The organism is Mesorhizobium sp. M8A.F.Ca.ET.218.01.1.1 (genome assembly GCF_004791165.1).
Taxonomy (GTDB): Bacteria; Pseudomonadota; Alphaproteobacteria; order Rhizobiales; family Rhizobiaceae; genus Mesorhizobium.
On the sequence record NZ_SRUZ01000004.1, the window covers coordinates 431270 to 457160 of the forward strand.

Below are 25891 nucleotides of genomic sequence, written 5' to 3' on the forward strand. Positions count from 1 at the left end.
CCCTTCTGTTCAGCGTTGGCGGACGCTGGTAAGCGCGATCGCCGACCGGTTGCCACCCTCGGACGCGAGCTCGCAGGCCGCGACGCGGCCCGGCGCGTAACCGCTTATGAAACTATCGGCCGCCAGCATCAGAACAAGTGCCGCGCTAGCGGCTCCAATGTCGCCGACCGTCATCGCCGGGTAGGCTGTCGGGAATATCTCGCGGTGCGTGCGGTAAAAGCGCGCGCGACCGACTAGTTGTTCGAGCCCGCTGTACCGTTCCCCGTTTCCATTGCTGACGAGGAACTCGATATCGGATTCCTTGAGCCCGGATCTGCTGAAGGCAGCAAGCAGCGAAGCCACCATCGCATGGCCCTGACTCTGGCGTTCGGAAAGAACGCTGTCAATCTCTTGCGCCAGGCCCACCCCGCAAATCATGGCAGCCGGGCCGCTCCCCGGCGCCCGCGTCAGGCGCACGAAGGCAGCGCCCTCACCAGGGACTGCCCCTTGAGCATTGTTTTCGGATTTCAGGCGATTGGCTCGCATCAAGCGCGCAACGTCGGTCCCGTTAACGAGGCTGTCCACACCGCCGAGTAGCACCTGCGCGACGGTCCCGGATTCCAGCATGTCGCCGGCATAGTCGAGCAGTCCGGCGCTGGCTGCGGCACCGCCGTCAAATGCGCGCGAGCCGGCATTGAAGCGAAGGCCGCATCGCTCGAAAATGACATCCAAAAGGCGCTCCCGCTCGACATTTTCATACGCCGGATGGTCGCGAAAACTCTCCGGCAACGCGAGCAGGACAGCGGTCTGGTCCGGCGTTGCCTTGTCGCCAAGCATCGCCTCCTTGAGAGCGCGGGCACCCATGCTGGCGAGCCATATCCCCTCGTTGCGTCGCAGGCCAGCCTTGGCTGGAATGCGTGCCACGATCTGTGTGGCGGGAAACGGCTCTGAAAGAGGCACTTCCTGAAATGCAGACAGGTTTGCGCGAATGGCTGAGGTGGTCTGTCGCGCGTTCAATCCAGCAGGCGTGACCGCGCCACCGACCGAGATATAGAGCGGGCGCTTCAAGGCTGCCACGCCGGGCGATCGCGCAGGGTTCCGTCGCCGCCTAGAAGATTGAGATAGAGTTTTCGTTTGCGGCGCGCATTGATCCAAACGGGAGAAATGTGGCCGAAGGCGATTTCCCGCAGCGCCGGCACATTGCGCCGGATCACCACTGCCAGGCGAGCCTTGAGGGTCACGCGTTTGAGGTCAGGCTCGATGAGCACGGTGTCAGGCTTGAACGCGTTTTCCTCTACACGATCGTCATAAATGAGCCGCAGCGGGGCGGTAATGCGCGGCACGCGGAAATCCCACCTGCCCGAAGCCGTCATGCCGATCACCGTGATATCCTCGCCGTCACCGATGCCCGCCAACTGCTGGTCGGCTGGGGCGCACATATAATGCCGCGTGTCGAAGTCTTTAGGAGCGAGCGGCCATTGGGTTTCGAGCCAAGCCTTGTCATAGGTTCCGGCGAAAGCCAGCCGCGGTCGCCAGCCCCGGCCAATCGTCCCAAATCCCGCTGGCCTCAGGGATTCCCCAGGTCGGGCCTGTGCCTCGCCCGGATACATGACGTTGGGCGCCTCGGTTCTGACCGCAGGATCTGCAGACCGGGCGTTATGAAACCCCACGCCGACTGGGTTGCGCTGGTCCGTGCGCAAGTCTTCCAAAGTGCCGCCATAGGCGCGCTCATAGACAATCGGCATGGTCCGGAACGGTGCTGGCGCGCTGTAGCGGCCGGAGTCGTAGATCCGGTCCCCGACCACCTGCAGGACCTTGCGGATAGAGCTGCCTACACGCAGGCCGACCTGCATCTCTCGTACCGGCTTGCCATTCGGCGCGTGCGCGGCGCCATTCACGATCACCTCGGCGCCAGGCTTGATGGGAGCGATATCCGCTTCGTAACGGATCGATGAAAGGGACGGATTGCCAAAAGGCTCATCGCCAAAGGTCACAGGCATCTGTTCGGTCGCTGGCTGGAATTCCTTTCCCTCACCAGTTGCCGCGAAACTTGCCGACAACATCACAACCAGCGTCTCTTGGCCGTCGGCATTCAATTGGACGTGGGTCGCGGTGGCGAAGGGGGTCCTGTTTTCCAGCCAGACATCGAAGGCCATCGCTCAGCACCACCGGTCGTTTTCATCAAGCCCGATAGGCCAGTAGGGCATGGCTGTCAGTAGTTCTAAATATTCCTTGTGGCCTTCATCGGCGACCCATTGCAGCAGGAACACCTCGGGCGCTATGCGGTCGGCCGCGGGCAATGTTTCTCCCACCGCAACGCATCGCAGCCAGTATTCCCGCACGAGCCATACGACCGCCGGATGATTCGCCGGGCCGGCCGCTGCGTAATCCAACTGGGCCGTGATCGCCTGATTGACGGTCAGGCCGCCATCGACCAGTTCGTCGAGGCCAGCTTCCCAGATTTCGGAGGCCACGTCGAACGTCTCCGCCAAGTCAGCGAGGTAGGCCTTGAATAGGGGCCTATATGCGGCAGAGGCCTCGCGGCGCGAAAGGCGGATTCCATGATCGGGACCGACAACGTCCCCGGGTGCATTGAGAAGTCGGCTCAGGCCGAGTTCGACACTATGGGCAATACGAATTGCCATCTTCCTTTAGCCTCAGCATATTTCGAGAGATGGATCCTCGCCAATCGGGACATAGACGAAGTACTTGAAGTGCTTGAATAGTTCTGTGTCGTATTCGGACATCATTTCGACCAGCAGCAGATTGGGCGGCACGGGGCCACTGGCGCTGTGTTCGTCGCCATCCTCGCCCCAGTTCGATTCATCGTCCTCGTCGTCATCCTCAGTTTGCTGAGCGTACCGTTTAAGGTTCAGGCCGTGAACCTTGAAGTAGTGCTTGCGGTAGATCGCCAGAACCCGTGGATGGGCCACCAGCCCGGCGGGCCAATGCAGATTGGCTACGTTCTCACCGGAGGCATTCAGGCGTTGCTGCAGTGCGCCCCACCATGCCTCGATCGCGGGCATGACGGCGTGGAGCTCGGCGGTCCATGCATCGATTATCGCCGTATAGTCAGCGTCGAGACCGGCAAAACCCGCTGCGCTCATCGCCTAGATCCCCCGAGCCTTCATGAAGGCCGTGACCGCCTTGTTGTCCACCTTCGACTGCCGGCCAGGCTGGCTGTTGCTATGGCTGGAGCAATGCGGCCTGACATAAAGCGCTTTCATCGCATCCTTGAAGCCTTGTGGGACGACCTCTATGTTGCATCCGCCCGCGTACCACGCTGCCTTCTGCGTCGGCTGGTGATCGGCGATAAGCGGGGCTTCCTTACCCGCAATTTGCCGGTTGACCTTGGCCTGCATCCGCTTGATCGCGGTCTTGTTCTTGCCGGTCGTGCGTTTCATCAACCTGTCAAGGTTTCGTTTGCACTCCCAGCATGGCCGGTTCTGGACTTTGGCCTTTTGTGGGCCTGTTGGTTGGGTGTAATGATCGTCGTAGCAATAATCGGTCGTGCATTTCTTCTTCTCTTTCACCAGAAGGGAGTTGCGGAAGTTGACCAAGGCGGCGGTATCGATGGTGTTCGGGAGTGGACTTGCGGCGTTCTGCTCCATGGTGTCGCCATGACGGCAGACACCCTTGCCCTCCACCTTGACGACGAACGACCAGAGCTTGAACACCCCCTTGCCCTTGATCTTGTGCGTTACGACCCCTGCGCCGAGGCCTTGGGTGGCTGGCTCGTTGCCGGTGCTGGTCGCAACCTCCGACGAGCTTTCGAGCGCAGTCGGATTGCCTTCGATCTTCACGCTCGTGCTGCCTTTGGTGAGATCGCTGGAAGACAGCATGTTGACATATGGAACCGGGACCGGGCCTGCCGGCGGGGAAGGCGGGCTCAGGCACACATCTCCTGGCGCCACGCCCTTGCCGCCGCTTCCCTTATGGAAGAAGCCCATGCCTTCTGCGAAGACGGTGCTGCCCATCAGAGATGTTCCGTCTCAGGGCGCGGGGCGCGCATTTTCGGCAGGGCGTTGGCCGCCAGGTCGTGAATATCCGAGAACGCGAACTCATGCACCGACCAGTCGTCGACCCAGAAGCCAATCCGGTTCGGATCGCCATGGCTGTCGCTGGGCGCGGCGAGGTGGGCCAAGCTTTCGGCGATCCAGGACTGCGTCCTCTGCAATTCGACCGCTGCATCAGCGATTGACGCAACGCCGTCGAACCATGCATCGTCAGGCGTCGGCGTAGACCCAATCCCGATGATTGCGAAGGGATAGCGGCGGCCAACGCGGTCCTCGCTCATCCGCCAGACACCGGCGCAGGGCTGGCCACCAAAAATCCCGGCCCGGACAACAAAGCGCCAGACACGCGAATCCAATTCCCCCTCATCGGGCCTCTGGCGCAACTCCATCGACATCCACCTGTCCCAGCGGTCGATGAAGGTTCGCGGCAAGTTCGCGGCGACGAAATCTCCGCTCGCCGGAATCTTGCCGAAAAAGCCGGTGTTCATATCTGCGGCGGACATGTGAACTTCTTGAACATTTCGAGCGTGTAGGGGTTCTCGACGCTGGCGGCCTTGAGTTCGAAATCGGCCCACATCCCCTTGGTGCCGAGCCGCAGGCTGTAGACGTCGGTGAGCTTGGTCGCGGCGAAGTGGCCGCCGCGCAGCATTCTAAGCCAGGCCCAACTGCCGGTCTCGTTGAGCATCACTTCGGGCGAGCCGTCGACCGGCTGGAAGGCGAGCGAGATCACGCCGGTTCCGTCCTTACCGGGCCATGTCATCGGCTGCGGCCTGGTGGCATTGTTGTAGTAGACGAGGTTCTGGCCATCGAGGTTGAGCGTGACCCGCGCCGCGCCGGGCGCGAGGTCCTTGGGTTCCAGAGTGAAGATCATCACCGGGCCGGTGCCGCCCGGAAACAGGTCGTCGCGGATATGCCTGGCCTGCTCGAACGCTGCGAGCGCCGCCGGGTCGAGGCCGAAATCGGCCCGCCATTTCCATGGCTCGCTGGCGGTGTCGACATAGTTGATAAGATGGTCGTTGATGAACGCATCGATCATGCCAGTGGGTCCGAACAGACGCTGAAAGTCGCGCACATTGACGTCGACCGCGCTGTCGGCGCTGAATGGATAGCGGTTGTTGAGCGCCGCCTGGCAGAAGGGGAGTATGTCGGCCCGCCAGATGGCGTTGAGCTCGTTGGTCACGGCCTTCTGCGACAGGCCGCTGGTGTCGCCGGCGATACCGCCCAGCCAGTCGTTGATCGGCGAGGGCAGGATCTGCGCCTGCCTGGCGACCGCGCCTGTCAGTTCGGCAAGGCCGCCCTGTTTCTTGATCGCATCCTGCGGGTTCGGATTGGCGGTGACCGTCTGCAGCACATTCGACAGCGCCGTCAGCGCCACTATCGCCGCGTCGAGCGCTGGCGGCTGGCCGTCGACCTGGGCGATGGTGCCTTTGAGGGGCTTGAAATGCTCGGCAACGAGGCTGCCGGTCATGTCCACCTGGCTGGCGGAGCCGGCGCGCGGCAGGAGCTTCGCGCCTGTGGTCACGACCTTGCCCAGCTTGCCGAGTTTGCTGAGCAGCTTCGAGCCCGTGCTGGCGGCAGCGCCGCCTTTGTCGCCTGCTGGCGCATCGTCGGAGCGGGTGAGGTCGGTCTCCTGTACCACTGCCATCAACAGGCGCTTCAGCGCGGAGTCGGCGCTTGAAAGATCCTTGAGGTTCTCACTGGCGATGTTGAGATCGGTAAGCGGGGCAAGCCGCATGTCACGCAGGAAAGAGTCCCACTGCGCGATATAGTCGTCATAGTAGAGCTTCAAGATGTCCTGCGAGAGTGCTGAAACCGACGTCTCCGAATTCTCCGCGCAGCCACCGGCAAACACCGCGCGATCGAGCGCCGCCCGTCCCGCTACATCCTCGACCCGATCGAGGATCGCGTCGTGGAAGCCGGCATAGGTATAGGGGCCAGGAACACCGACGCGCAACGTCTTGTCGGAGCGGCGCGCGAACACTTTAGCGCCGTTCGGCCCGGCGAAATTGGCCGGCACCCATTCCTTGACGGCCGCCACCTCCGGGTCAGCCAGGAGCTGCTTGTAGGCGCGCTCCGGCAGTGAGATCGTGCATACAGTCTTCAGCGCCTCCGCGACCAGCGCCTTGTCCGGAGCGATGTAGCTGTCGTCGATGGCCATGCGGCGGATGGCTGCAAGCTGGTGCTCTTCGGCGTCGGTCGTGGGGAAGGGGGGAGCCGGCGCGAATTGCGGCAGGCTGTTCACCCACCAGTTCTGGACGAACTCGGTGTCCATCTGCGACAGGCCTGTCATCATCCGGTAGGTCTTCAGCGCGCCGAGCATGAAATCCGGGTCGCGGATCTGCCGCCACATCGTGGCCTCGAGCAGGGCGACCATATGCGGCTCGAGCACATTGCCCAGCGCATGGTCGTAGGTATCGGTCTGTGCCCGCACCAGCTCCGCCGAGGCGGTCGGGCCCAGCAGGTTATGGACGGCATCTGGCGGCGCCGTCCGGGCGGTCGCCACCGCGTCCATCGCCGCCAGCGCGCCATCCATGGTCGGTTGCTCGACCGCGGCCGTCGTGGCGGCGACTTGGGTGAGCGGCCCTTGCAGGGCTTCGAACTGGCCGGCCTGTTCGGTGATCGCATTGCGGTTGTCGAGGTAGGACCAGGTGAACAGTCCGCCGGCCAGCAAAGCCGCGAGTGCGCAAGCGGCGGCCGCTCCGCGCCAGATCCAGGCGCGGCGACGCTGCGCCAGCGGATCGAATGTGCCGAGGCCGGCCTCCTTGAAGATCACCTCGGTGAGAAGGTTCCTGAGGAAGAAGCTGCGCTTCTCGACACGCGCCGCCGGCATGGCGCGGCGCGGTGGAAGGCCGAAGGACGACGACAGCGCCGCGGTCAGCCGGTCGATGGGAGCGCCTTCCTGTGTCGCCGATGTCAGGTAAAGGCCACGCAGCCAGGCTGCCTCCTCGTAGCGACTTTCGCCGAACATCGCCTCGATCAGTGTCCTGATCGGCTCGCCAAGGCTCGCTAGCTGCGCCGGAAAGCGGAAGATCTCAGCGCGTGAGCCGAGCTTGTCTTCATCTTCCAGGCGCGGTACCAGCCGCCGCTCCAGCTCGGTGGCAAGCCCGGCAAGTTCCGCCTGGATTGTTCCGGCGTCGACACGGGCGTCGAGCGGGAAAGTCGTCCCCCACACCTGCTCGCGCGCCGTCGTCGACAAGCCGCCGAAGAAGGTTTCGAAGCCTTTGATCAGGTCTGCCTTGGTTAGCATCAGGTAGACAGGCAGACGGATCTCCAGCCGATCGTTCAGCTCCGCCAGCCGGCGACGGATTTTGCGCCCATGCGCCTTGATCGCTTCGTCGCCCTCCGAGAGCGCATCGATCGACAGCGCGACAATGACCCCGTTGAGCGCGCGGCGGCCGCGGTGTTTTTTTAAAAGGTCAAGGAAGCCCAGCCATTCAGCCGCGTCGACGTCCGGCTGGCTCTCCTGCTGAACGTAGCGGCCAGCAGTGTCGATCAGCACCGCGTTTTCGGAGAAGAACCAGTCGCAATTGCGCGTGCCGCCGACGCCTTGCAAATCATCGGTGAGATCAATTGGAAAATTGAGGCCTGACTGCCGCAATGCCGTGGTCTTGCCGGTGGCCGGCGGCCCGACGATCACATACCAGGGCATCTCGCGCAGGAATTTTCTGCCGCCGAGCTTGCGGCGCTTGAGCTCGGCCATCACCTCGCCGAACTTGGCGCCAACGGCTGCAACGCTCTCCTCGCCGGGTGTGAGCTGCTTTTCCGCCACCGGTGCCGCGATCTCGGCGACAAACATGCGGTTGGCGCGGACGGCTCGCCGCTGCGCGAGGATCAGCCAGATCAGCCACAGGATGATCAGCCCCGCGATCATTGCGATGCGCACATTGTCGGATTCGAATGGCGCGTAAGGCCCGACCTTTACGATCGGGCCGAACACCCAAATCAACAGCGAAAGCAGCGCAATGCCGAGCAGCGTCCACAGGAGACGCGAGGTGATGACAGCCCAAAAGAAGCGCAGGATGAACATCTCAGAGCCTCTTCTCGACCAGGACCTCGACGCGCCGGTTGAGCGCGCGGCCCTCGCGCGTCGCGTTGTCGGCCACCGGATCGGTGTCGGCGCGGCCTTCGGAATGGATGTGCTCTTGTGGCACGCCAGCCTGAACCAGGAGGTCCGCTATGGTTTGGGCGCGCGCCTCCGAGAGCCGCTGGTTGCTCGCGAGTGGGTTGGACCGTTGCAGTCGCACATTGTCGGTATGGCCGATGATCGTGATGTTTCCGATCAGCTCCTTGTTGTCCAGGATGACCTTGGCGATGGCGGCGATCAGCGGCTCATAGCCTTGGGACAGCGTCGGCCGCGAGGACTGGAACAGCTCGGGGTTGGAAGACTGGATGATCAGCTTGGCTAGCGAGACGCTCTCGGTGCCGCTGAGCGCGCCCTTGAGGCTGGCCGGCGCTTCGGCCTTGAACGCGGGCAACAGCGCGAAATCGACCGACTGTGGCGGTTCAGGTTCGGGCGCGTCCTGCTTGGGGGCGGCGCGGGTAACGTCGCCGCGTGAAGCCGGCGGCAGCGTGCGCACGAGTGCGGAGAGTTCAACCGCCTGGCTGCTCAAGCTCATCGACAGACCGATGTAAGCGGCGGCGGCGGCGGCAATTGCGGCAAGTGCCATCACCCAGATCGGGACGATGAAGCGCTGCGGCTCGTCGGAAGCGATCACGCCCTTCCAGTGCGGCGACAGCGGGGCGTCTTCGGCGTCGGCGTTACGCAGCAAGCGCGCCGCAGCGACGCGCACGGCGTTGAGCGACCGGTCGCCGGCACGGCCAGGCACGCGATATTGGCCGCGGAAGCCGAGCGCCAGGCAATAATACTGAAGCTCCAGCATCTCGCGGTCGCGGTTCGGGTGACGCTCCAGCTCGTCAAGGCGCGTGAAAAACTGGGTGCCGGCATCGACGTCGCCACGCAGCATGACCACCAGCGGCTGGCGTGGCCAGGCGCTGGCGCCGCCCCAAGGCGTGTTCAACGCGAGGTCGTCGAGCAACGCCGCCACGGCCCAGGCCGCCTGGTCGGCGCGCTCCAGCGAGGAGCCCGCTACCATCGCGGCGTCGCGCGCCTGAACCAACTCGTCGAGCAGGCGCGTGCGCATCGCTTCCGGGTTCTCCGGCGCCAGCGCGCTTTCGAGCTCCGGCGCGAATTCAAGCAATGGCGCGAAGATATTGATGAGCGTGTTGGGATGGGCGCGCGCCATTTTGACCGGGACGCCCAGTGCCCGCGGCGCCATCGGCCGTGGCGCAGCCCCCGCCAGCCTGATCCGTGTGCGTTCGCGATCCTCCGACAGTCCGAAAGGATCATCCCGGCTCATGGCGTCACCTGTTCACTGAGTAGCAGTCGACCTGCGGCTCGCTCGGCAGGACACCGGAAACGCCGATGACGAAGCCGGGGGCGTCGAGCAACGAGGCCCAATGCTCGCTCTTCTGGTCAAGCTCCAGGCACAGCCGGTCGCCATCGTAGGGAATCTCGCGTGGCTGCGAATGAAGCGGTTTCAGCGGAATTCCTGGCAGGCGGGACTTCCAAAGACCTTCGAACTGGTCAGCGGCGCCGACGGTCGCCTGGTTGACGAAGATCTTGCGCAGCGCGTCTTCCGACAGTTCCGATCCGACGCGGATGACGATGCGGCTGGCGACCAAGAGCTTCGGGTTGTCGATGCGCACTTTCCAGACATTGGTCGCGTGCCGCATGACCGGCAGCGCTCGCGATTTCGGCTCGATGTAGCGCAGGCTGAGAATGAGCGAGCGCAGGGCGTCGGCCAGCGCCATATAGGCGGGGCCGGGCGCCATGTGATCGTAGGCCGGCAATTCGCCGAGCCGCCGCGAGCTCGAGCCGTAGGTTGCCATCTCGCCGGCCACTCCGGCCAGTTCGAGATAGAGTTCGGCCGGATGAAAGACATCCTGCGCGAGCATATGGGCAAGCCGCGGGCGAGCGGCATTGGCGAGGTGCAGCATCAAAAGGTCTTCGACGCTGCGACCGGCACCACCCATCACCATCTTGCCATGCGCTTCGGCGATCTGGTCGAGGCCGGTGACGACCTCCTGCAGCAATTGCCGGTACCAGTGGATTGCGCCGGTGATCAGCGTCGGCGGCAGGAACGTCTCATCGAGCGAGATGCCGCCGTCGGCGCGCACACCTTTTATGTCGGCGATCGGCAAGGCGGTATAACCGCCGACCGACTTGCCGGGCGCAAGCAGGGCGGCTTGCGGCCGGGCGATCTCGATCTCTTCCGGATCGGCGCCGCTCTGGACGGCGTCGCGCACCGAAACGATCTTGCCGTGGTAGCGCGCGCCCGTCGATGCCGCATGCGCCGGATCGAATCCGACCCCACCGGGTGGCTCAAGCGGCAATGCGACCAGCACCGGCCCGGCGCCGGTGTCCGCCGTGACCGGCAGCGGCTTGGGCGCATCCATCAGTTCCGGGATGGAGAAAGGCGTGCCGTCCGGGAAAATGCCCCGGGCGGACACGATCGAGACCTGGCCGGCATCGAGCAGCGACTGGTCGAGGGTCAGTTGCTGGAAGCCGAAAGTATGGAGCTGGCCGGCCTGCAATGCGCCGCGCACCATGCCCTCGAAGAACCGATCCTGCTGCTGGAAGTGCTGGGTCCTGAGAAACAGGCCCTCCGACCACAGCACCCTGTTTGCATCGCTCATGCCACTACTTTCTGCACACAACCATCCGCGGCCCCTGTCGCTAGGCGGAAATACCGCCCTTGCCGAGGCTGACATTGATGGTGAATTTCGACCCTGGCGATACCGACTTGGTCGTGCGCCAGTTGCGTCCGCCTGGCTCGCGGATCAGCGCCACGAAGCCGAGTGCCGTGGCGTTCGGCTCGACCGTGATGGTCTTGGCCGCCGTCTTGCCTGGCGCGACCGAGATCGTGTCGGAGCCGATGAGGTCGGCACCGAGCGCCGAGCTCGCGTCGCCCTGCAGCGCGAAATAGTCGGCCGAGTTGAACTTGCCGGTGCTGGCAAGCCGCATCACCAGGACCGTCACCGGCCTGTCGCCGCCGCCCGGTCCTGGATTCATGCCGGCACCCCCGGTCACGTTGACCGAGATAACCGATGGTTTCGGCGGGCCGCTCTGGCAAGCCGCAAGCAGCCCCGTAGCGCCGAGGGCAACGACGAATTCGCGTCTGTCGATCATGTCCTACTCCTCCTCTTCATATGCGTCCCTGAAGTCTGCGCCGATCTCGCCGAGGAAACTCGATTCCGCGCTCTGGGCGATGTCGCGATGGCGTTTCTGGTAGAGCTCCCACAGCTTGGCATTACGTCCGCCGGACAGCAGGTTGCCGATGGCGGAATTTGATTTGAGCTCTTCCTCGATCACGGCCGGATCGAAACGGTCGATCATGCGCCGAAGCGCGGCCTGAACGCCGCGCCAAGCACGTACGTGATGCTGTGCAAGGTCCTTTACCGCATCGTCGATCGCCGCCTCGCCGGAGAGAAAGCCCGGACTGCGTTCCGAGATGATGGTGACGATGACATCGTCGGCCGTCGGCAGGAATTTAAGCGGGTTGACCTCGGAAGCGCCGACCACCGTCTGGGCGACGCGCGCGCTTCCCTTCTCCTCGGCGCGCTTGCGCAGCAGTTGCATCAAGCCATCCAGCATCAGCCGGTATTCACGCCCGAATTTTTCCATTTCGGCGATCGAATCGCGGCCGAGAAAATCGGCCTCCTCGACGCCCATCCCGCGCAGGAATGCGGCACGAAGCGCCATATCGCTGGATGCGGGCTGCGCCGGGCGTGCCGGCCCAGGCGTTGGAGCGGCGCGTCGCGGCGGCGGTGGCTCGGCTGCCTGCACCGGCACATCCCAGGGATGCCCGGCGCGCGGCTTTTCAGCCTGATGCTGCACACGTCCTGCCGGGTCGGCTCCGTTGGCGAGAGGCGGGGTCGCCGCCGGCCCAAAGCTGAAATCGTCATCGAAGCTGGCCGGCTTTGCCGCATGCCCTGACGCATCGTTGCGCGAAGGCATTTCGCCGAACCCGAACGGATCTGGCTGACTTCGAGCAGCGACATCACCGGATTGCGACGTCGCCACCGGGTCGAGGCTGAACGGGTCGTCAAAGGCAGGCGAACTGCCTTGGCTCGATGCGCGATCATAAGCCCCCGGAACATGCTGCTCGAACGGGTTCGGCAGGTCCGCCGGGCGTGGCGGGCGTGGTTCTTCCTCGACCTTGGCCGAGAAGAAGTCGTCGCGGGCAGGCGTTCGCGCTCCCGGCGATGACCACGCAGGTGCGGGTTGGCTCGCGACCGGAACCGGGCCTACTGACGTCCGGTTCGCTTTGGGTTGAACCTCGACATAGAACACATAGTCGCCCATGCGCAGCCGCATGCCGCTCTGCAGCCGCATCGACCTGCCAGGTCCCAGGGGGCTGTCGGAGTCATCGACGAACAATCCGCTGCTGGACGTGTCGGTAATGAAATAGCCATTCCGGTCGCCGCTGATCTTGCAATGCGCGCGCGAGACGAACATGTCCGGGTCGTCGATCTGCCAGCCGGCGTCGGCGCTGCGCCCGACTACCAATTCGCCCTCCTCCAGCCGGCTCTGCCTGACTAGTTGCGAGCGCGGGCCTTGTTCCAACGTCAGCAGCAGGCTCATACGGCTGCCTCCGCCATTTCCGGCCGCCAGCCGACGATGGTGTGCAACCTGAGATCGTCGGCGTCACCCTTTTCGGCGGGACGCGCCAGCCACGTCGTCCGGCCAAGCTGGACAGTCCCGACCCGTGGCGGCGGCACGGCTTTGCGCGCGAGCACGATGCGCAAATCGACGTCGAGCGTCTCGCCGATCATATCGCGTACCGCCTTCTTGAACAGGCCAAGACGCCGTTCGCCGGGCAGGAACGACCTGAAGGCGTCTAGGCTCAGCGGACCGACGCGCAGTTCGATCCTGCTTTGGCGGCTGAAGACCCGCGGCCCGATCGTCGCGCCGCGTCCGAGCCCGGCATGGGCCTTGCCGAGACGCGTCTGCAGTGCCGTCGGTATGGTGGTCCAAGCGGCAACGAATTCTTTGACCTGCACCGGCACCTTGAAGGCGGTGGCGAGAAACAGCGTCAGCCGCTCCACGCCGTCGACCTGGCTGGCGAGCGATCCAGCCTGTCGCAGTCGCACGGTGTCAAGTTCGGGATCCTGGGTGCCGGGGAGGCCGATCCCCGACATTGCCTCCAGCATGGCGCGAACACGCCCGCCGACGGACCGCTCGACCTGCACCGCCGGATGCGCGTCAGCCCAGGCGCGATAGTAAAGGGCCATCATGCGGTGCTGCAGGATGTTGACGAAATCGACGAAGGTCGTGTCGCTGGTCTGCGCGGCGTCGGCCCCGGTGAACCAGCGCTGGGACAGCCGGTCGAGCACCCAGCGTGTCAGATGCAATGGCATCGGTCCTTCCGGTCCAAGCAGCCCGAGATTGGCGACGGTCACACGGGCGGGGGCCTTCTCACCGGCGTCCTGGTGCTTGACGACGTCGCGGGCCGAGAAGCTCAGGCGCACATGCTGGCCAAGTCTCGCCGGCTCGCGGTCGGCCGTTCCGGAATGGCCGAACAATCCACGGCGCTGCTCCAGGCGCCGCAGCAGTTCGAAAAAGTCGAAGCTCTCCAGCAACGGTTCGGCCGCGACCGTTGCGGGCCCCGCTAGATCAGGTAGCGATTGCCGGGCGTCATCGGCCATGGCACGTCCTCCTGCTTCTGCAGCAACCGGGTACGGGTCCGCACAAATCCGTTTATCCCTGCATGGCGGGCGAACAGCCGCGAAAGCAGAGCCGAAAGCAGCAGCGAACTTTGACCCGCCAGCACGGACTGGTCGACATGCAGTGTCACTTCGGTGCCGCGTCCGAAACACATTGGCCCGTCGATCTGGAGCCGCTCGATCACCGGGCGTGAATCGATACGCACGATCGAATGCACGTTGCGGGCAAGGCTGGGATCGCCCCGATCGGCATAGAGGTCAAGCAAGGCATGCAGCGGATCCACGCCACGGCCTTCCTGGGCAAGGCTGAGGAAGTTGAGAGAGAGTTGCGCCACCAGTCGCCAGGCGAGATTGTCGGCGCGGGATTCGCCCGCCGCGCTGGCCGGGAGGGATGCCGGGATGGCCGCCTGTGGCGCCCGCAGCGCTCCAAGCAAGCGCACCGCTTCGACCGGATCGGCCGTTTCCAGCGTAAGCGTCGGCGTGTCGTCCAGGATAGGCAGGTCGCGATTGGTACACAGCGCCGAGATGTCGAGACGCTTCAGCGGCCGGTTTGGCACGCTTCCTGCCGGCCGCGAGACGGCGATAAAGACGTCGTCGCCCGTGTAGGAGGTGCGGGTCAGACCTTCGCGCCGCTCATCTTCGGTGGCTCGGCGCGGGCGTCGCTCGGTCGAATAGACCCAGCCGCTGCCGCGATTCTGCCCCAGGCTGAACAATTCGGGAATTGTCGCCTCGCCGCTCTCCGCATCGGCGTCCTCGACCCGGGTGACCCGGAAGATCTCGAAATCCCGCGCCCGGGTGCGGTCGGCGTGCAGCACCTGGCGCGTTTTGCGCGGATCGATCTCGATGACGTTGCATTCGCGTTCGAACAGATTGATGACCGGCGTCACGAACAGCTCGAAATCGGCAACCGTCACATCGGCGAGTTCGGGTACCAGACGCCGGAACACGAAGATGATCTCGATCCCCGCATCGCACGTGCGGACCACGGGCTGGAGGCCGGCGACCCGTACATAATGGAAGCGCTCCGGGATCATGAAATATTCGCGCAGCAGCCGGTATCCCTCGAAGGTCGGACGGGTGCGTGGCATCAGCGCTTCGTCGTCGCGGATGCCGATCATTTCGGGCTCGGGCAGCGCCGTTAGCGGATTGGTCTTGCCTTCCGCCCGCGCGCCGAGAGCCGAGCAGGCGCCGAAGATCGCATCGAAAAGCAATGGTGCCCTGGCACGCCCGGCGAAATAGAGGTCGAGACGGTCGAGCGACAGTTCGCTGAGCTTGCCTTTTCCCGTCCGGGCAAGGGTGACGCGAAATGCCGCCTCGCCGCGCGCGTCGCCGATCGGCGCGATTCCGGCGGCGGCGAGCGCGCTGCGATCCTGGAAATAGCTGACCGAGGCGATCGCGATCGGCCACAGCGTGACCTCCTGCGCGGAGGTGAAGGTCGAACGTGTCGAAAGCCCTGGATTGAGGCTGGAGACCAGTCGTGTGCCGCGCGCGACGGCGTGGCCGGCAATCATCGACTGCACCTGCTGGCCGGGTTTCAGCACAGCCATCGCCGTCGCCGGCGCCGGCGTCACCAGATCCGGGTAAAGCACATCGAGCACGGCGCGCGAGAAGCGCGAGCGCTCCGCGTCGACCTTGAGACGGGTGCGCGCGGCCAGGAAGGCCACGCCGTCGAGCAGCCGTTCCACATAAGGGTCGGGACATGGGGCCGTGTCGAGGGAAAGATTACGAGCGACCGCAGGATGCATGTCGGCGAATTCCGCGGCCAAGGCCCGGATATGGGTCAGTTCTTCTTCGTAATACTCCACGAAGACCCGATCCATCTCAGGTCTCCCGGAATTCGGTTCGTGCCAGGCCGTTGTCGAGATTGATCGTGGTGCGCAGCCGCATACGCTCCGGTGTAGGGGCCATGATCAGCACCGCGTCGATCTCGATCTTGAGGCCGACGCTTTTGTCGCCGAGCGTGACGTTGACGGTCGTGGCGCTCTCTTTCAGGCGTGGCTCGAAGGTGGCAAGCACCGCGCGGATTTCGCGCGCCAGCGCATCGCGGTCGAAATCCCGCGAAGAACGCCCGGAAAAGGACGGCACACCATAATTGACCACGCTGCGGCGCACCTCCGGAAAGTCGGAGAGCGACGGCAGTTCGTCCAGGGGCTGTTCGTGTTCGGTATCGGAAAGCATCGGTTCGGATTCGAAGCGCTCGGTGTTGAACAGGGCCTCGATGTCGCGCCGCACGGCTTCTCTCAACACGCGTGCCGAAACCACCACGCCGCGGCTTTCGATTTCGGCGCGATGCTCGGTCTGGAATACCAGCAGGTGCAGGCGCCGTTTCTGCTCGGGCGTGAGTTCGGCGTCGGCATCGATGGCGCGCGCGCTGCCTGTAAGGAGAGCCTCGACGCGCTCGGCGCCGAGTTCTTCATCCAGCAGACGGCGCAGCCCGTCGATCTCCGATGCCAGCCCCGGCAAGTCGTTGACAAGGCGGTCCCAGAGCGAGGGCTGGACCGCCTCGCGCTTTGCCCGCGAACTGCCGGCAAGCTGCGGCTTCGCGCCAGGCCGCTTGGCCTCACTTGCCGACATAGACGTCCATTTCGATCTCGTCGTCCTTGTCGTAGACGAACTTGATCTTCTTGTAGGCGAAGCTGACTTCTTCCTCGATAAGATCGGCCTCGTCGGCGGCCTGCCGCATATCGTACTCCATGACCGAGGCGTCGGTGAGCGTCACAACCAGATAGTCGCTGGTCTCGCCGTCAATGGTGCGGCGTGCCGAGAACACCACCTCGTCGAGCGCCTTGTTCTCGAACAGCGCCTTTTTCAGATAAGGCGACGACTTATCGTAGTGCTTGATGAATTTGATCATTCCCATCGACACACGGCCGCGTCGCGAAAGCGAATTCGGGTCGTAGGGCGCTATCATCTTGTAATCGACGCCATGCACTTCGATCTCGTCCTCATGGCCGTCGCGCTTGCTCGGGCCCTTGATGTCCGGAACTTTCAAAAATCCATCGATCTTCATTGAAGGAGCCTCGCTTCTCTCTGTGGTAGGCATTGTCTTTCTCCACCGCTTTCAAACGAAACAGGATGACCTCGCTGCGACTTCAGCCCTTCACTGACGGCAGTTCCGATACCAGCCGGAGGGAGGCGTTGATCCCTTCCAACTGGTAGTGCGGACGCAGATAGAAACGGGCATTGTAGTAACCGGGCCGGCCTTCGACGCTGTCGACCTGAACCTCGGCCGCGGCAAGCGGACGCTTGGCCCGCGCCTTGTCGTCGGCGAAGGCTGGATTGGCCAGCACGTACCGGTTGATCCATTCGGTCAACCAGATCTCCATATCGGTGCGTTCCTTGAACGATCCGATCTTGTCGCGGGCGATCGCCTTGAGGTAATGCGCGAAACGCGACACCGGGAAGAGGTAGGGCAGGTTGGCGCTCAGCCTTTCGTTTGACTGGGCGTCGGGGTCGACGAGGCGCCCGGCGCGCGTCTCGTCATCCTGGAGCGAGTGCGCGCCGATGAAGGCTGCGAGATCGGTGTTCTTGCGGTGCAAGATCGGCATCAGGCCGAGCTTCGCCAGTTCCGCCTCGCGCCGGTCGTCGATGGCGACCTCGGTCGGGCATTTCATTGCGATCGAACCGTCGTCCGTCGGGAAAGCGTGCACCGGCAGGTTGAGCACCGTGCCGCCATTCTCGACGCCGCGGATCTGCGTTCCCCAGCCATAGAGCTTGTGGCTGCGATTGATGTTGACGCCCATCGGGAAGGCGGCGTTCATCCAGACATATTTGTTGTGGTCGCCGCCCACTTCTTCCTCGAAGGTGAAGCCCTTGACCGGAACGGTTTCCGAGCCGTAGGGCAGGCGTGCCAGCACGCGTGGCATGGTGAGCCCGATGTAGCGGGCATCCTCGCTCTCGCGGAGCGACTGCCAGGAGGCATAGGCCGGGTTGTTCACGATCATCTGCAGGTCTTGCGGGTTCGGCAGTTCCTGCCAGCTGTCCATGCGGAACAGCCGCGGCGAGGCGGCCGCGATGAATGGCGTGTGCGCCGAGGCACAGACACCCGAGATGTTGCGCAGCAGGCCGACGTCGCGCGGATGGTTGGAGAACTCGTAGGCGCCGATGATGCAGCCGATCGGCTCGCCGCCCAGCATCGAATACTCGTCCGTGTAGACTTTCTTGAAGATCGGGCTCTGGTCCCACATCTGGCCTTCGTAGTCTTCCAGCGTGTCGGCCAACTGCTCCTTGGAGATGTTCATCACCCGGATCTTCAGCTTGGTGTCCGTCTCGGTGTTGTTGATGAGGTACCAAAGGCCTCGCCAGGTGCCTTCCATCTCCCGCACTTCCGGGGCATGCAGGATCTCGTTGACCTGCGTCGTCAGCATCTTGTCGATGCCCGCGATCAGCGACTTGATCGACTTGATCGCGTTGGACGAGATGGTCGTCGTTTCGGAACGGGACTGAGCGGCCAGCGCCAGGTTGCGCACCAACTGCTGCAGTTTCTCGCTGTCGTCCTTCTTGACCTTGAAATCCTTTTCAAGGAGGCCGCTGAATTCGCCAAGATCGATGGCTTCGGCCTCGGCGGGAGCGGCTGCGGTCTTTTGCTGTTCGGCCATGACTTACTCCTCGCCCTTGCCGTCAGAAATCGCCTGGCTGGCGATCTTGCTAAGCAGCGGCTCGTTGTTCAGAAGCTGCGCGATGCGCTTTTCGGCGTCGACCCGGCCATCCATGAAGCCCAGCAGTTCCTCGAGTTGACGCCGCATCTTGAGGATCTCGGCCAGTTGCGGCACCTGCTCGGCGACCTTGTCCGGGGCGAAATCGCCCATTTTGGAAAAGGTGAGATCGATCGCCAATTCCTCGTCCCGCTCGGCGCCTTCGGCTTGGGGCAACGTGTTCTTCACGCGCGCCTTCACGCGTGGTCCCATCGCTTCCATGAATTTGGGGAAGCGATTGGCGTCGGTTTCGACGAAATTGCGGTCCAGAACCGACTTCGACGCCTCCTTGGTCTGCGAGGCGCCGGAAAGGTCGGCCATGACAGCCATGACGAACGGCAACTCGATCGTCGTGGGGCTGCCGTAGGTTTCGACGTCGTAGGCGATCTGCACGCGCGGGGCGCGGTTTCTTTCTATGACCTTGGCTTTGCTCTCTGCTGGCATGCTTGTTACCTTTCATCCTTCTGGGCCGGCTTCTTGGGATCGGGGACGCCGGCAAGCAGCCGGAATTCCTTCAGCCCCGACGGGGCGAGATCTTCCATCAGTTCGACGAAATCCATGTGCACCATCCTGCGCACGCGCCGGGCGAGATGCGGGATTGGGCTCGACGGTTCGGTGCGGTCATAGAAGGCGACCACGAGATCGAGGCATTTGACGACCTCGTCGCGCGAGTTGATCCGGTCAGGCAGGCCGGCGCTGGCTTCCACACGGCTTGCCACACTTGCCATCGTCTCGGCTCCATGACCGTTTTGGGTGGGCGTCGGTGCCGGTTGAGCCGGCTGCGGTGCAGGGTTTGCCGCACCGTTGGCCATTGCGCCGGTGCCGGAATTCCGCTCCAGCGTCGTCAGCAAGCGCTGCAGGAACTTCTTCAGATCCGGAACGGCCGCGCCGTTGCCGTCGATGCGGGCATTAAGCGCGGTATCCACTGCCTCCAGCGCCGAAATCGCTGCGTGCGCATCGGCCAAAAGTGTCGTGACAGCGTCCGCGGCCTGATCGATCTGTGCCGCGCATCCTGTGCGCACCCGGTTCAGCAACTGGTTGTGAGCGGCCGTCAGCGCCGCCTTTTCGGCGGTCCCCAGCCCAGAGGCAGCTTCCTGGAGCATGACGCGCTCGTCGAGCGCTGCCTGTTCCAGGTCTCGCCCGCTGATCGGCCCGATGGCGCGCGGTGAGAAGAAGACGGTCTGCCTGATGTTCGCCAGCAGGCCTTCCTTGCCGTTCTGGAGGTCGAGCAGCGCATTGATGCGTCGTAGCGCTGCGTCGCGGGGCGTGGCACTCGTCCGCAAAGCCGGATGCATCGTATCCCAATACTGGTCGAAAGTTCTTGCGATCAGGGTTAGCCCCTGGGTGAGGCCGGCGAGTTTCTCTTCATTGGCCAGCGCGCGCGTGACGATGACCAGAAGGCGCAAATCCCGGCCGCGCGACCGCAGTTCTTCTGATTTTTCGAGGACGGCCGCCCAGTCGACTGAGCTGGTTGATTGCGAAGCCTTGTTGCCACCGTCGTGGACGACCTTGAGCTGGGCTTCCGTGAGCCGCTCCAGCTCTTGAAAGGCCGGGTCGTTGCGTAAATCCTCTCCCGACGGGTTCGCACCGTTCAGAGGATTCAGCCAGAGTGCGAGATCAATCACACCTACCCCCAGCAAAGGGCCCTGTGACCCATGTGACGCAACGTTATCATCGGTCCCATGCCACGACAATTGAGCACTTCCTCAAAAACTAACAGAAGCTGAATGCTCCAGTAATCTTTCGACCAACCCATTGCGCGGTTGGCGGGCCGGGTAAGTAAAATGGCTCGCGTGGGTCAGACCGCAATCCGGGTTTGTTGCAGGAGTTTGCAAGGCTTGTGTAACCACGAGGTGCCGCCTGAACCGAGCCGGAAGGCCTCGTTCGTCACACGGCTTTGTCAAGCAGCCGCTTCTATGGCAGGGTACGTTCAGCAGATCTCGGGGGCAGGTTCAAATGGAACAGCGCCGATCGTCGCAGAGTTTCAAGCGCAAGGAACTCGTTGCAAAGCTCAATCCCACGGGGGTGCGCGCCTTCAAGGCCGCCGCGGACACGGCCAAGCTGCGCGGCAACCCTTATGTCGAGCTCGTCCATTTCGTCCAGCAACTGGTGCTGTCCGAGCGCTCGGATGTGCAGTTGATCGTTGCCGATGTCGGGCTGGATGTCAGCCGGCTGGCGGCGGATATGACCCGCGCAATCGACAAGCTGCCCTACGGCGCGACCTCGGTGGAGGAATTTTCCGATCACATCTTCCATGCCATACAGGAAGGCTGGAGCTTGGCCACACTGGAATTCGGTGTCGACGAGGTGCGCAGCGCGCACATTCTTCTCGCCTGCCTGAAGATACCGGTGCTGGAAGGGCTGGTTTCGAAAATCAGCGCCGAATTCGACAAGATCGATGCGGACGGGGTCATTGCCCGCTTCGCCGAGGTCACTGAGGGCTCGCTCGAAGCCGGCTCACCTCCTGCTGTAACTGCGGCCGAAACACCCATGAAACGCGGCCCGGGCGGGGATTCAGCGCTCGCCAAATACGCCACCGACCTGACCCAGCGTGCCCGCGACGGCAAGATCGATCCGGTCGTCGGCCGCGACCCTGAAATCCGCCAGATTGTCGACATCCTGATGCGGCGCCGGCAGAACAACCCGATCCTGACCGGCGAGGCGGGTGTCGGCAAAACGGCGGTCGTCGAGGGCTTTGCCTTGCGCATCGCCCAGGGCGACGTGCCGCCGACGCTTCAGAATGTCAGCGTACGCATGCTCGATGTCGGGCTGATGCAGGCGGGCGCCAGCGTCAAGGGCGAGTTCGAAAAGCGGCTGAAGGCCGTCATCGACGAGGTCCAGTCCTCAGAGACGCCGATCATCCTCTTCATCGACGAGGCGCACACGCTGATCGGCGCCGGCGGCGCGGCGGGAACCGGCGATGCGGCCAATCTCCTCAAGCCCGCGCTCGCGCGCGGCGAGCTTCGCACCATCGCCGCCACAACCTGGGCCGAATACAAGCAGCATATCGAGAAGGATCCGGCGCTGACCCGTCGGTTCCAGGTAGTCAAGATCGAAGAGCCTTCCGAAACGGTGGCCGTGCTGATGTTACGCGGTGTCGCCGGTGTTCTTGAGCAGCACCACAAGGTGCAGATCCTTGACGAGGCCATCGAGGCCTCGGTTTCGCTTTCGCACCGCTACATTCCGGCCAGGCAGCTGCCGGACAAGGCGGTCAGCCTCCTCGACACCGCCTGCGCCCGCGTTGCGGTCTCGCAACATGCTACGCCGGCGGAGATCGAGGACATTCTGCGCCGCCGCCAGGCGCTCGAGGTCGAGGAAGGCATCATCGGCCGCGAGGCAGCGATCGGCATCGAAGTGGCCGACAGACAGGCTCGCGTGGAGGCCGGGTTGGCGGAAACCGAGACCACGCTTGCGGCAGCGCAAGCGCGCTGGGATCGGGAAAAGGCGCTTGTCGCCGAGATACTCGACCTGCGCGCCAAACTCCGAGGCGAGGGCGTGCCACTCGACACGATGGAGGGCGGGGAAGACGCTCCGGGTGAGGCCGTCGATGCGCCAGCTGCCACGGCGCATGAAAGCAAGGCACCTGAGGCCAAAACGCCGAAACCCGAGACGGCCGAACCCAAGGGCTCGAAGACCGAGTCCACGAAAACAAAGGCGGCAAAGATGGAGGCCGCTGCTACACATGAGCCTGTTGCCGCCACTGATTCCACTGCTGATCTGGCACGACTGCGCGAATTGATGGCGGAACTTGCCGAGGCTCAGGGCGAGACCCCGCTGATCCTGCCGTCGGTCGATCGCAATGCCGTGGCTGCCGTCGTCCAGGACTGGACCGGCATCCCGACGGGACGGATGCTGTCCAGCCAGACCGAGAAGGCGCTCAAGCTCGCCGCCACTTTGTCTGAGCGCGTTGTCGGTCAGGACCATGCGATGGAGATGATCGCGAGACGTGTGCAGACCAGCCGCGCCGGTCTCGGCGCGCCGGAGAAACCGGTCGGCGTGTTCCTGCTTTGCGGACCCTCCGGCGTCGGCAAGACCGAGACAGCCCTGGCGCTTGCCGAAACGCTGTATGGCGGGGAGCAGAACCTGATTTCGATCAACATGTCCGAATTCCAGGAGGCTCACACGGTCTCGACGCTGAAGGGCGCGCCGCCCGGTTATGTCGGCTATGGCAAGGGCGGCATCCTGACCGAGGCCGTGCGGCGCAAGCCTTATGCGGTAATCCTGCTCGACGAGGTCGAGAAGGCGCATCCGGACGTGCACGAGATCTTCTTCCAGGTCTTCGACAAGGGCATGATGGACGACGGCGAAGGCCGTCGGATCGACTTCAAGAATACGCTGATCCTGCTCACCTCGAATGTCGGCTCCCAGGTTATCATGGACCGCACGAAGAACGGCACCTTGCGCACCGGCATGGACGATCTAGACACCGCCTTGCGCGGTCCACTGCTGAAAGTGTTTCCGGCCGCTTTCCTCGGCCGCGTGGTGACAATCCCTTACTATCCGCTCTCGGACGCGATGATAGAGGCGATCACCAGACACCAGTTCGACAAGATAGCGCGGCGCCTCAAAGCAACAAACGATGCCGAGCTGGTGATCGGCGACGGTGTCATGGACATGGTCAAGGCGCGCTGCACCGAGATCGAATCCGGCGGGCGCATGATCGACGCAATCCTCACCAACACGCTCCTGCCGGAACTCAGCCGCGGCGTGCTCAATCGCTCGCTGGAGGGCAAGAAGATGACGAAAGTCATCGTCGGTGCCTCGTCGACAGGATTTACCTACTCTTTCGAATAGAGCCCGATCGGGATCGGCCATCACGCGTTCGCACGCCCACAAAGCGCATTACGATGGCTGCACGCAGAATGGCTGCTTTCCTGCACCGTACCCCGCGACGTGACCGAAGTTCACAATCGAGGAACCAGGATTGCTTGTGTCGCTGCCTTGGAGCGGAGACTGGACTTGCCGCGTTCCTGGGGTGTGAACCCCGAGCCGCGATGGCTCGCCGGCGCCATGCAAGCGCCAGGGCCTGAAGCGAACATGACTTTGAAGGGCGAGAGAACCTGCTGGACGCGGAAGGATCAACAGTGGCCATGGCTAAGGAGCGCATCAGCTGGACGGGACTGTGGTCGCCAGAACGTCTGCTTGCATAGGCGTCGCGCAAAAAAACCCGGACGCGGGAAATCAGTTGGAAGGGAGGGCGCGCCCAAAGAGATTCGAAGTCCTGCCCACGGTTTTGTAGTCTGGTTTAAAGTTTTGGCTCACCACTGCAATCGATCGAATACGGTGGCCATCATCGCGTTTTATGCAGCACGGCTCGCCAGCACTGCGTGAAGAGCCTCGGGCTTAAGGTGGGTGTACCGTTTCAGCATTTTCCAGTCCTTGTGCCCCGTTACCAGAGCTACCTGTTCAATTGTGAATCCAGCCTCGAAAAGGCGGCTTGTCCCTTCGTGCCGTAAGTCATGAAAATGAAGGTCGTGGATGTCCAGGTCAGCGCACCCTCGGCGAAAGGCGGTGCCGACTGACCGATGGTTGAACGGGAAAATTCGATCATCGTCGTTGCTTCGCTTAGCGCGCTGCTCCTCGACAATGGTCCACGCGTCGTAACCGGTCGCCGCGAACAGCGGTATGCGCTGATTATTGCCGCTCTTGTTCCGAGGGTCTTTGCGGTCACGGATGAGAAGCATCCGCGTGCGAGTTTCCAAATCAGACCAACGTGCCGTGCAGATTTCCTCCTGGCGCATGGCGGTTGCGACGGCGAAACGTATGATTTGGCTAACTGGCGCCATTTGACGAGGGTTTGCATCGAAGTGAGCGATCAGTCTATCGAGTTCATCCTGCGTCGGTCGCCTGTCGCGCTGATGGCCTTTCCCAACGAGACCAAGCCTCTTCAGGGCGATACGCGCCAGATCAACCGGCTCGACCTTGACCGGTAGACCGTGAACGGCGGCAGCATGACACAGGACAAGTTTTACGAAGCCGATGTCGATACTGAGAGTCATCGGACCGGCACCTTGGGCGGCCCGGTCGCGACCAAAACGAATGAGTCGTTCGCGATCGAGAGCCGCAATGTTGCACTTCCCTAGATGTCTTTGCAGCATATCGAGGGCTGCGGCCTTGGAGCGGCGAGGGGACTTGCCTACATCGCACATGTCGTCGATATGAAGGTCGATGAGTTCGCCGAAAGTTTTCAGGTGCGCTATACGCGACTTAGTCGGCGTCTCGCCGCGATCGACTTGGCGCTCGGTTTCTGTCGCCCAGCGCCGTGCGTCGTCTCGGCGCAGGAAGGTCTCGCTGACGTAGCGGCCTTTGCGACGGACTTGGACGCGCCAGGAACCGGACGAGAGCTTTGTGTAGGTGGCCATTTCTTCGTGTGCGCTCCGTGTGCACTGAGAGATCGAAACGTGGCGAAAAGGGTCGTATTCTGGCGTGAATTCGTGTGCACTCGGCAGGTTCTAACGATTTGATGTTAAAGAAAAAATGCTGAAAAATCAAGATCATAGAGTGGCCGTGGCACCCATGATGGACTGGACGGACCGGCATTGCCGATTCTTCCATCGCCAGTTGACGAGCCGTGCGCTGCTTTATACCGAAATGGTGGTGGCCGACGCCGTCATCCACGGCGCACGCGAGCGGCTGCTCGGCTTCGATGAGGTGGAACATCCCGTCGCCCTGCAACTTGGCGGCTCGGATCCCGCAAAACTTGCAGAGGCGGCGCGCATTGGCGAGGCCTTCGGTTATGACGAGATCAATCTCAATGTCGGCTGCCCGTCCGACCGCGTCCAGTCCGGCACGTTCGGCGCGTGCTTGATGAAAGTGCCCGATCTTGTCGCCGATTGCGTCGCCGCGATGAAAGCGGCGGTGACGGTGCCGGTCACGGTCAAATGCCGCATCGGCGTCGACGAACAGGATCCGGAGCCGGCGCTCGATGCGCTGGCGAATGGGGTTTTCGATGCCGGCGCCGATGCCTTGTGGGTGCACGCACGCAAGGCGTGGCTGGAAGGGCTCAGCCCCAAGGAAAACCGCGACATCCCGCCGCTCGACTATGACAGAGTGTATCGGCTGAAGGCCGGAAAACCGAGCAAATTCATCGGTATCAATGGCGGTATTCAGTCCCTTGACGAGGCGCTGACGCAGCTCGATCATATCGATGGCGCCATGCTTGGCCGCGCCGCCTACCACACACCGGGCATTCTGGCTGGTGTTGACGCCGCCTTTTACGGAGCGCGGCCGGAAGTGTTCGATTTCGCCGCGCTGATCGATGCTATGGCGGACTACGCGGGGCGCCACATCGAACAGGGCGGGCGGCTTGGCCATGTCACGCGTCACATGGTCGGGCTGTTTCACGGGCTGCCCGGCGCGCGCCGCTACCGCCAGATCCTGTCAACCGACGCGACGCGGCCCGGAGCTGGGCCGGATGTGCTGAAGACGGCTTTCGCGGCGGTCGAATTCGGTGGGGCCGCCGCCGAAGCGGCCTGA

Annotated in this window: 21 protein-coding genes; 2 read left to right on the forward strand and 19 right to left on the reverse strand. The window is 63.3% G+C overall.

Going from position 1 to position 25891, the window contains the following annotated elements; translation table 11 throughout:
- Positions 1-9 precede the first annotated feature (9 nt).
- The 18 genes from EN861_RS18050 to tssA all read right to left on the reverse strand — a co-directional run bounded on the left by EN861_RS18050 (position 10) and on the right by tssA (position 20040).
- Positions 10-1056, reverse strand: a complete 1047-nt coding sequence (locus EN861_RS18050) for a hypothetical protein (RefSeq protein ID WP_135864734.1) — start codon at positions 1054-1056, stop codon at positions 10-12.
- Positions 1044-2135: a DUF2169 domain-containing protein gene (locus EN861_RS18055; protein WP_135864735.1), complete on the reverse strand. Its 1092-nt coding sequence runs from the start codon at positions 2133-2135 to the stop codon at positions 1044-1046. The genes EN861_RS18050 and EN861_RS18055 overlap by 13 nt, the downstream gene beginning before the upstream one ends.
- A gap of 3 nt (positions 2136-2138) precedes the next feature.
- Positions 2139-2624 carry a hypothetical protein gene (locus EN861_RS18060; RefSeq protein WP_135864746.1) on the reverse strand — a complete coding sequence of 162 codons (486 nt, stop codon included), beginning with the start codon at positions 2622-2624 and terminating at the stop codon, positions 2139-2141.
- A gap of 12 nt (positions 2625-2636) precedes the next feature.
- Positions 2637-3086: a hypothetical protein gene (locus EN861_RS18065; RefSeq protein WP_135864748.1), complete on the reverse strand. Its 450-nt coding sequence runs from the start codon at positions 3084-3086 to the stop codon at positions 2637-2639.
- A 3-nt stretch (positions 3087-3089) separates the two neighbouring features.
- Positions 3090-3956: a DUF4150 domain-containing protein gene (locus EN861_RS18070; protein WP_135864750.1), complete on the reverse strand. Its 867-nt coding sequence runs from the start codon at positions 3954-3956 to the stop codon at positions 3090-3092.
- Positions 3956-4498: a type VI secretion system-associated protein TagF gene (gene tagF, locus EN861_RS18075; protein ID WP_135864752.1), complete on the reverse strand. Its 543-nt coding sequence runs from the start codon at positions 4496-4498 to the stop codon at positions 3956-3958. The genes EN861_RS18070 and tagF overlap by 1 nt, the downstream gene beginning before the upstream one ends.
- Positions 4480-8022 carry a type VI secretion system membrane subunit TssM gene (tssM, locus tag EN861_RS18080; protein ID WP_135864754.1) on the reverse strand — a complete coding sequence of 1181 codons (3543 nt, stop codon included), beginning with the start codon at positions 8020-8022 and terminating at the stop codon, positions 4480-4482. The genes tagF and tssM overlap by 19 nt, the downstream gene beginning before the upstream one ends.
- Before the next feature lies 1 nt (position 8023).
- A complete protein-coding gene (gene tssL / locus EN861_RS18085; protein ID WP_135864756.1) occupies positions 8024-9352 on the reverse strand; it encodes a type VI secretion system protein TssL, long form in 1329 nt (442 codons plus the stop codon).
- Positions 9353-9356: 4 nt separating this feature from the next.
- Positions 9357-10691, reverse strand: a complete 1335-nt coding sequence (gene tssK / locus EN861_RS18090; protein WP_135864758.1) for a type VI secretion system baseplate subunit TssK — start codon at positions 10689-10691, stop codon at positions 9357-9359.
- A 40-nt stretch (positions 10692-10731) separates the two neighbouring features.
- A complete protein-coding gene (tssJ, locus tag EN861_RS18095) occupies positions 10732-11184 on the reverse strand; it encodes a type VI secretion system lipoprotein TssJ (protein WP_135864760.1) in 453 nt (150 codons plus the stop codon).
- A 3-nt stretch (positions 11185-11187) separates the two neighbouring features.
- Positions 11188-12639, reverse strand: coding sequence for a type VI secretion system-associated FHA domain protein TagH (gene tagH / locus EN861_RS18100; protein ID WP_135864762.1), 1452 nt, complete (start codon positions 12637-12639; stop codon positions 11188-11190).
- Positions 12636-13703, reverse strand: a complete 1068-nt coding sequence (gene tssG, locus EN861_RS18105; RefSeq protein WP_135864764.1) for a type VI secretion system baseplate subunit TssG — start codon at positions 13701-13703, stop codon at positions 12636-12638. The genes tagH and tssG overlap by 4 nt, the downstream gene beginning before the upstream one ends.
- Positions 13667-15541, reverse strand: a complete 1875-nt coding sequence (tssF, locus tag EN861_RS18110) for a type VI secretion system baseplate subunit TssF (RefSeq protein ID WP_135864766.1) — start codon at positions 15539-15541, stop codon at positions 13667-13669. The genes tssG and tssF overlap by 37 nt, the downstream gene beginning before the upstream one ends.
- Position 15542: 1 nt before the next feature.
- Positions 15543-16295 (reverse strand): type VI secretion system baseplate subunit TssE, encoded by a 753-nt coding sequence (gene tssE / locus EN861_RS18115; RefSeq protein WP_135864767.1) that lies wholly within the window; start codon positions 16293-16295, stop codon positions 15543-15545.
- Positions 16282-16731, reverse strand: coding sequence for an Hcp family type VI secretion system effector (locus EN861_RS18120; RefSeq protein ID WP_027047140.1), 450 nt, complete (start codon positions 16729-16731; stop codon positions 16282-16284). Before EN861_RS18120 ends, tssE begins: the two co-directional genes overlap by 14 nt.
- A gap of 82 nt (positions 16732-16813) precedes the next feature.
- Positions 16814-18319 (reverse strand): type VI secretion system contractile sheath large subunit, encoded by a 1506-nt coding sequence (gene tssC / locus EN861_RS18125; RefSeq protein WP_135864770.1) that lies wholly within the window; start codon positions 18317-18319, stop codon positions 16814-16816.
- 3 nt (positions 18320-18322) lie between these two features.
- Complete coding sequence (tssB, locus tag EN861_RS18130; RefSeq protein ID WP_010910843.1) at positions 18323-18859, reverse strand: type VI secretion system contractile sheath small subunit; 537 nt, start codon at positions 18857-18859, stop codon at positions 18323-18325.
- Positions 18860-18864: 5 nt separating this feature from the next.
- Entirely contained in the window at positions 18865-20040 is a 1176-nt protein-coding gene (tssA, locus tag EN861_RS18135) for a type VI secretion system protein TssA (protein WP_135864888.1), read from the reverse strand.
- Between the two features lie 331 nt (positions 20041-20371).
- On the opposite strand from tssA, the gene tssH reads away from it, so the two are divergent.
- Positions 20372-23209 carry a type VI secretion system ATPase TssH gene (tssH, locus tag EN861_RS18140; RefSeq protein ID WP_135864772.1) on the forward strand — a complete coding sequence of 946 codons (2838 nt, stop codon included), beginning with the start codon at positions 20372-20374 and terminating at the stop codon, positions 23207-23209.
- Positions 23210-23715: 506 nt separating this feature from the next.
- On the opposite strand, the gene EN861_RS18145 is transcribed toward tssH, so the two are convergent.
- Positions 23716-24777, reverse strand: coding sequence for a site-specific integrase (locus EN861_RS18145; RefSeq protein ID WP_135864773.1), 1062 nt, complete (start codon positions 24775-24777; stop codon positions 23716-23718).
- 115 nt (positions 24778-24892) lie between these two features.
- Between EN861_RS18145 and dusA the strand changes: the two genes are divergently transcribed.
- Positions 24893-25891, forward strand: a complete 999-nt coding sequence (dusA, locus tag EN861_RS18150) for a tRNA dihydrouridine(20/20a) synthase DusA (RefSeq protein ID WP_135864775.1) — start codon at positions 24893-24895, stop codon at positions 25889-25891.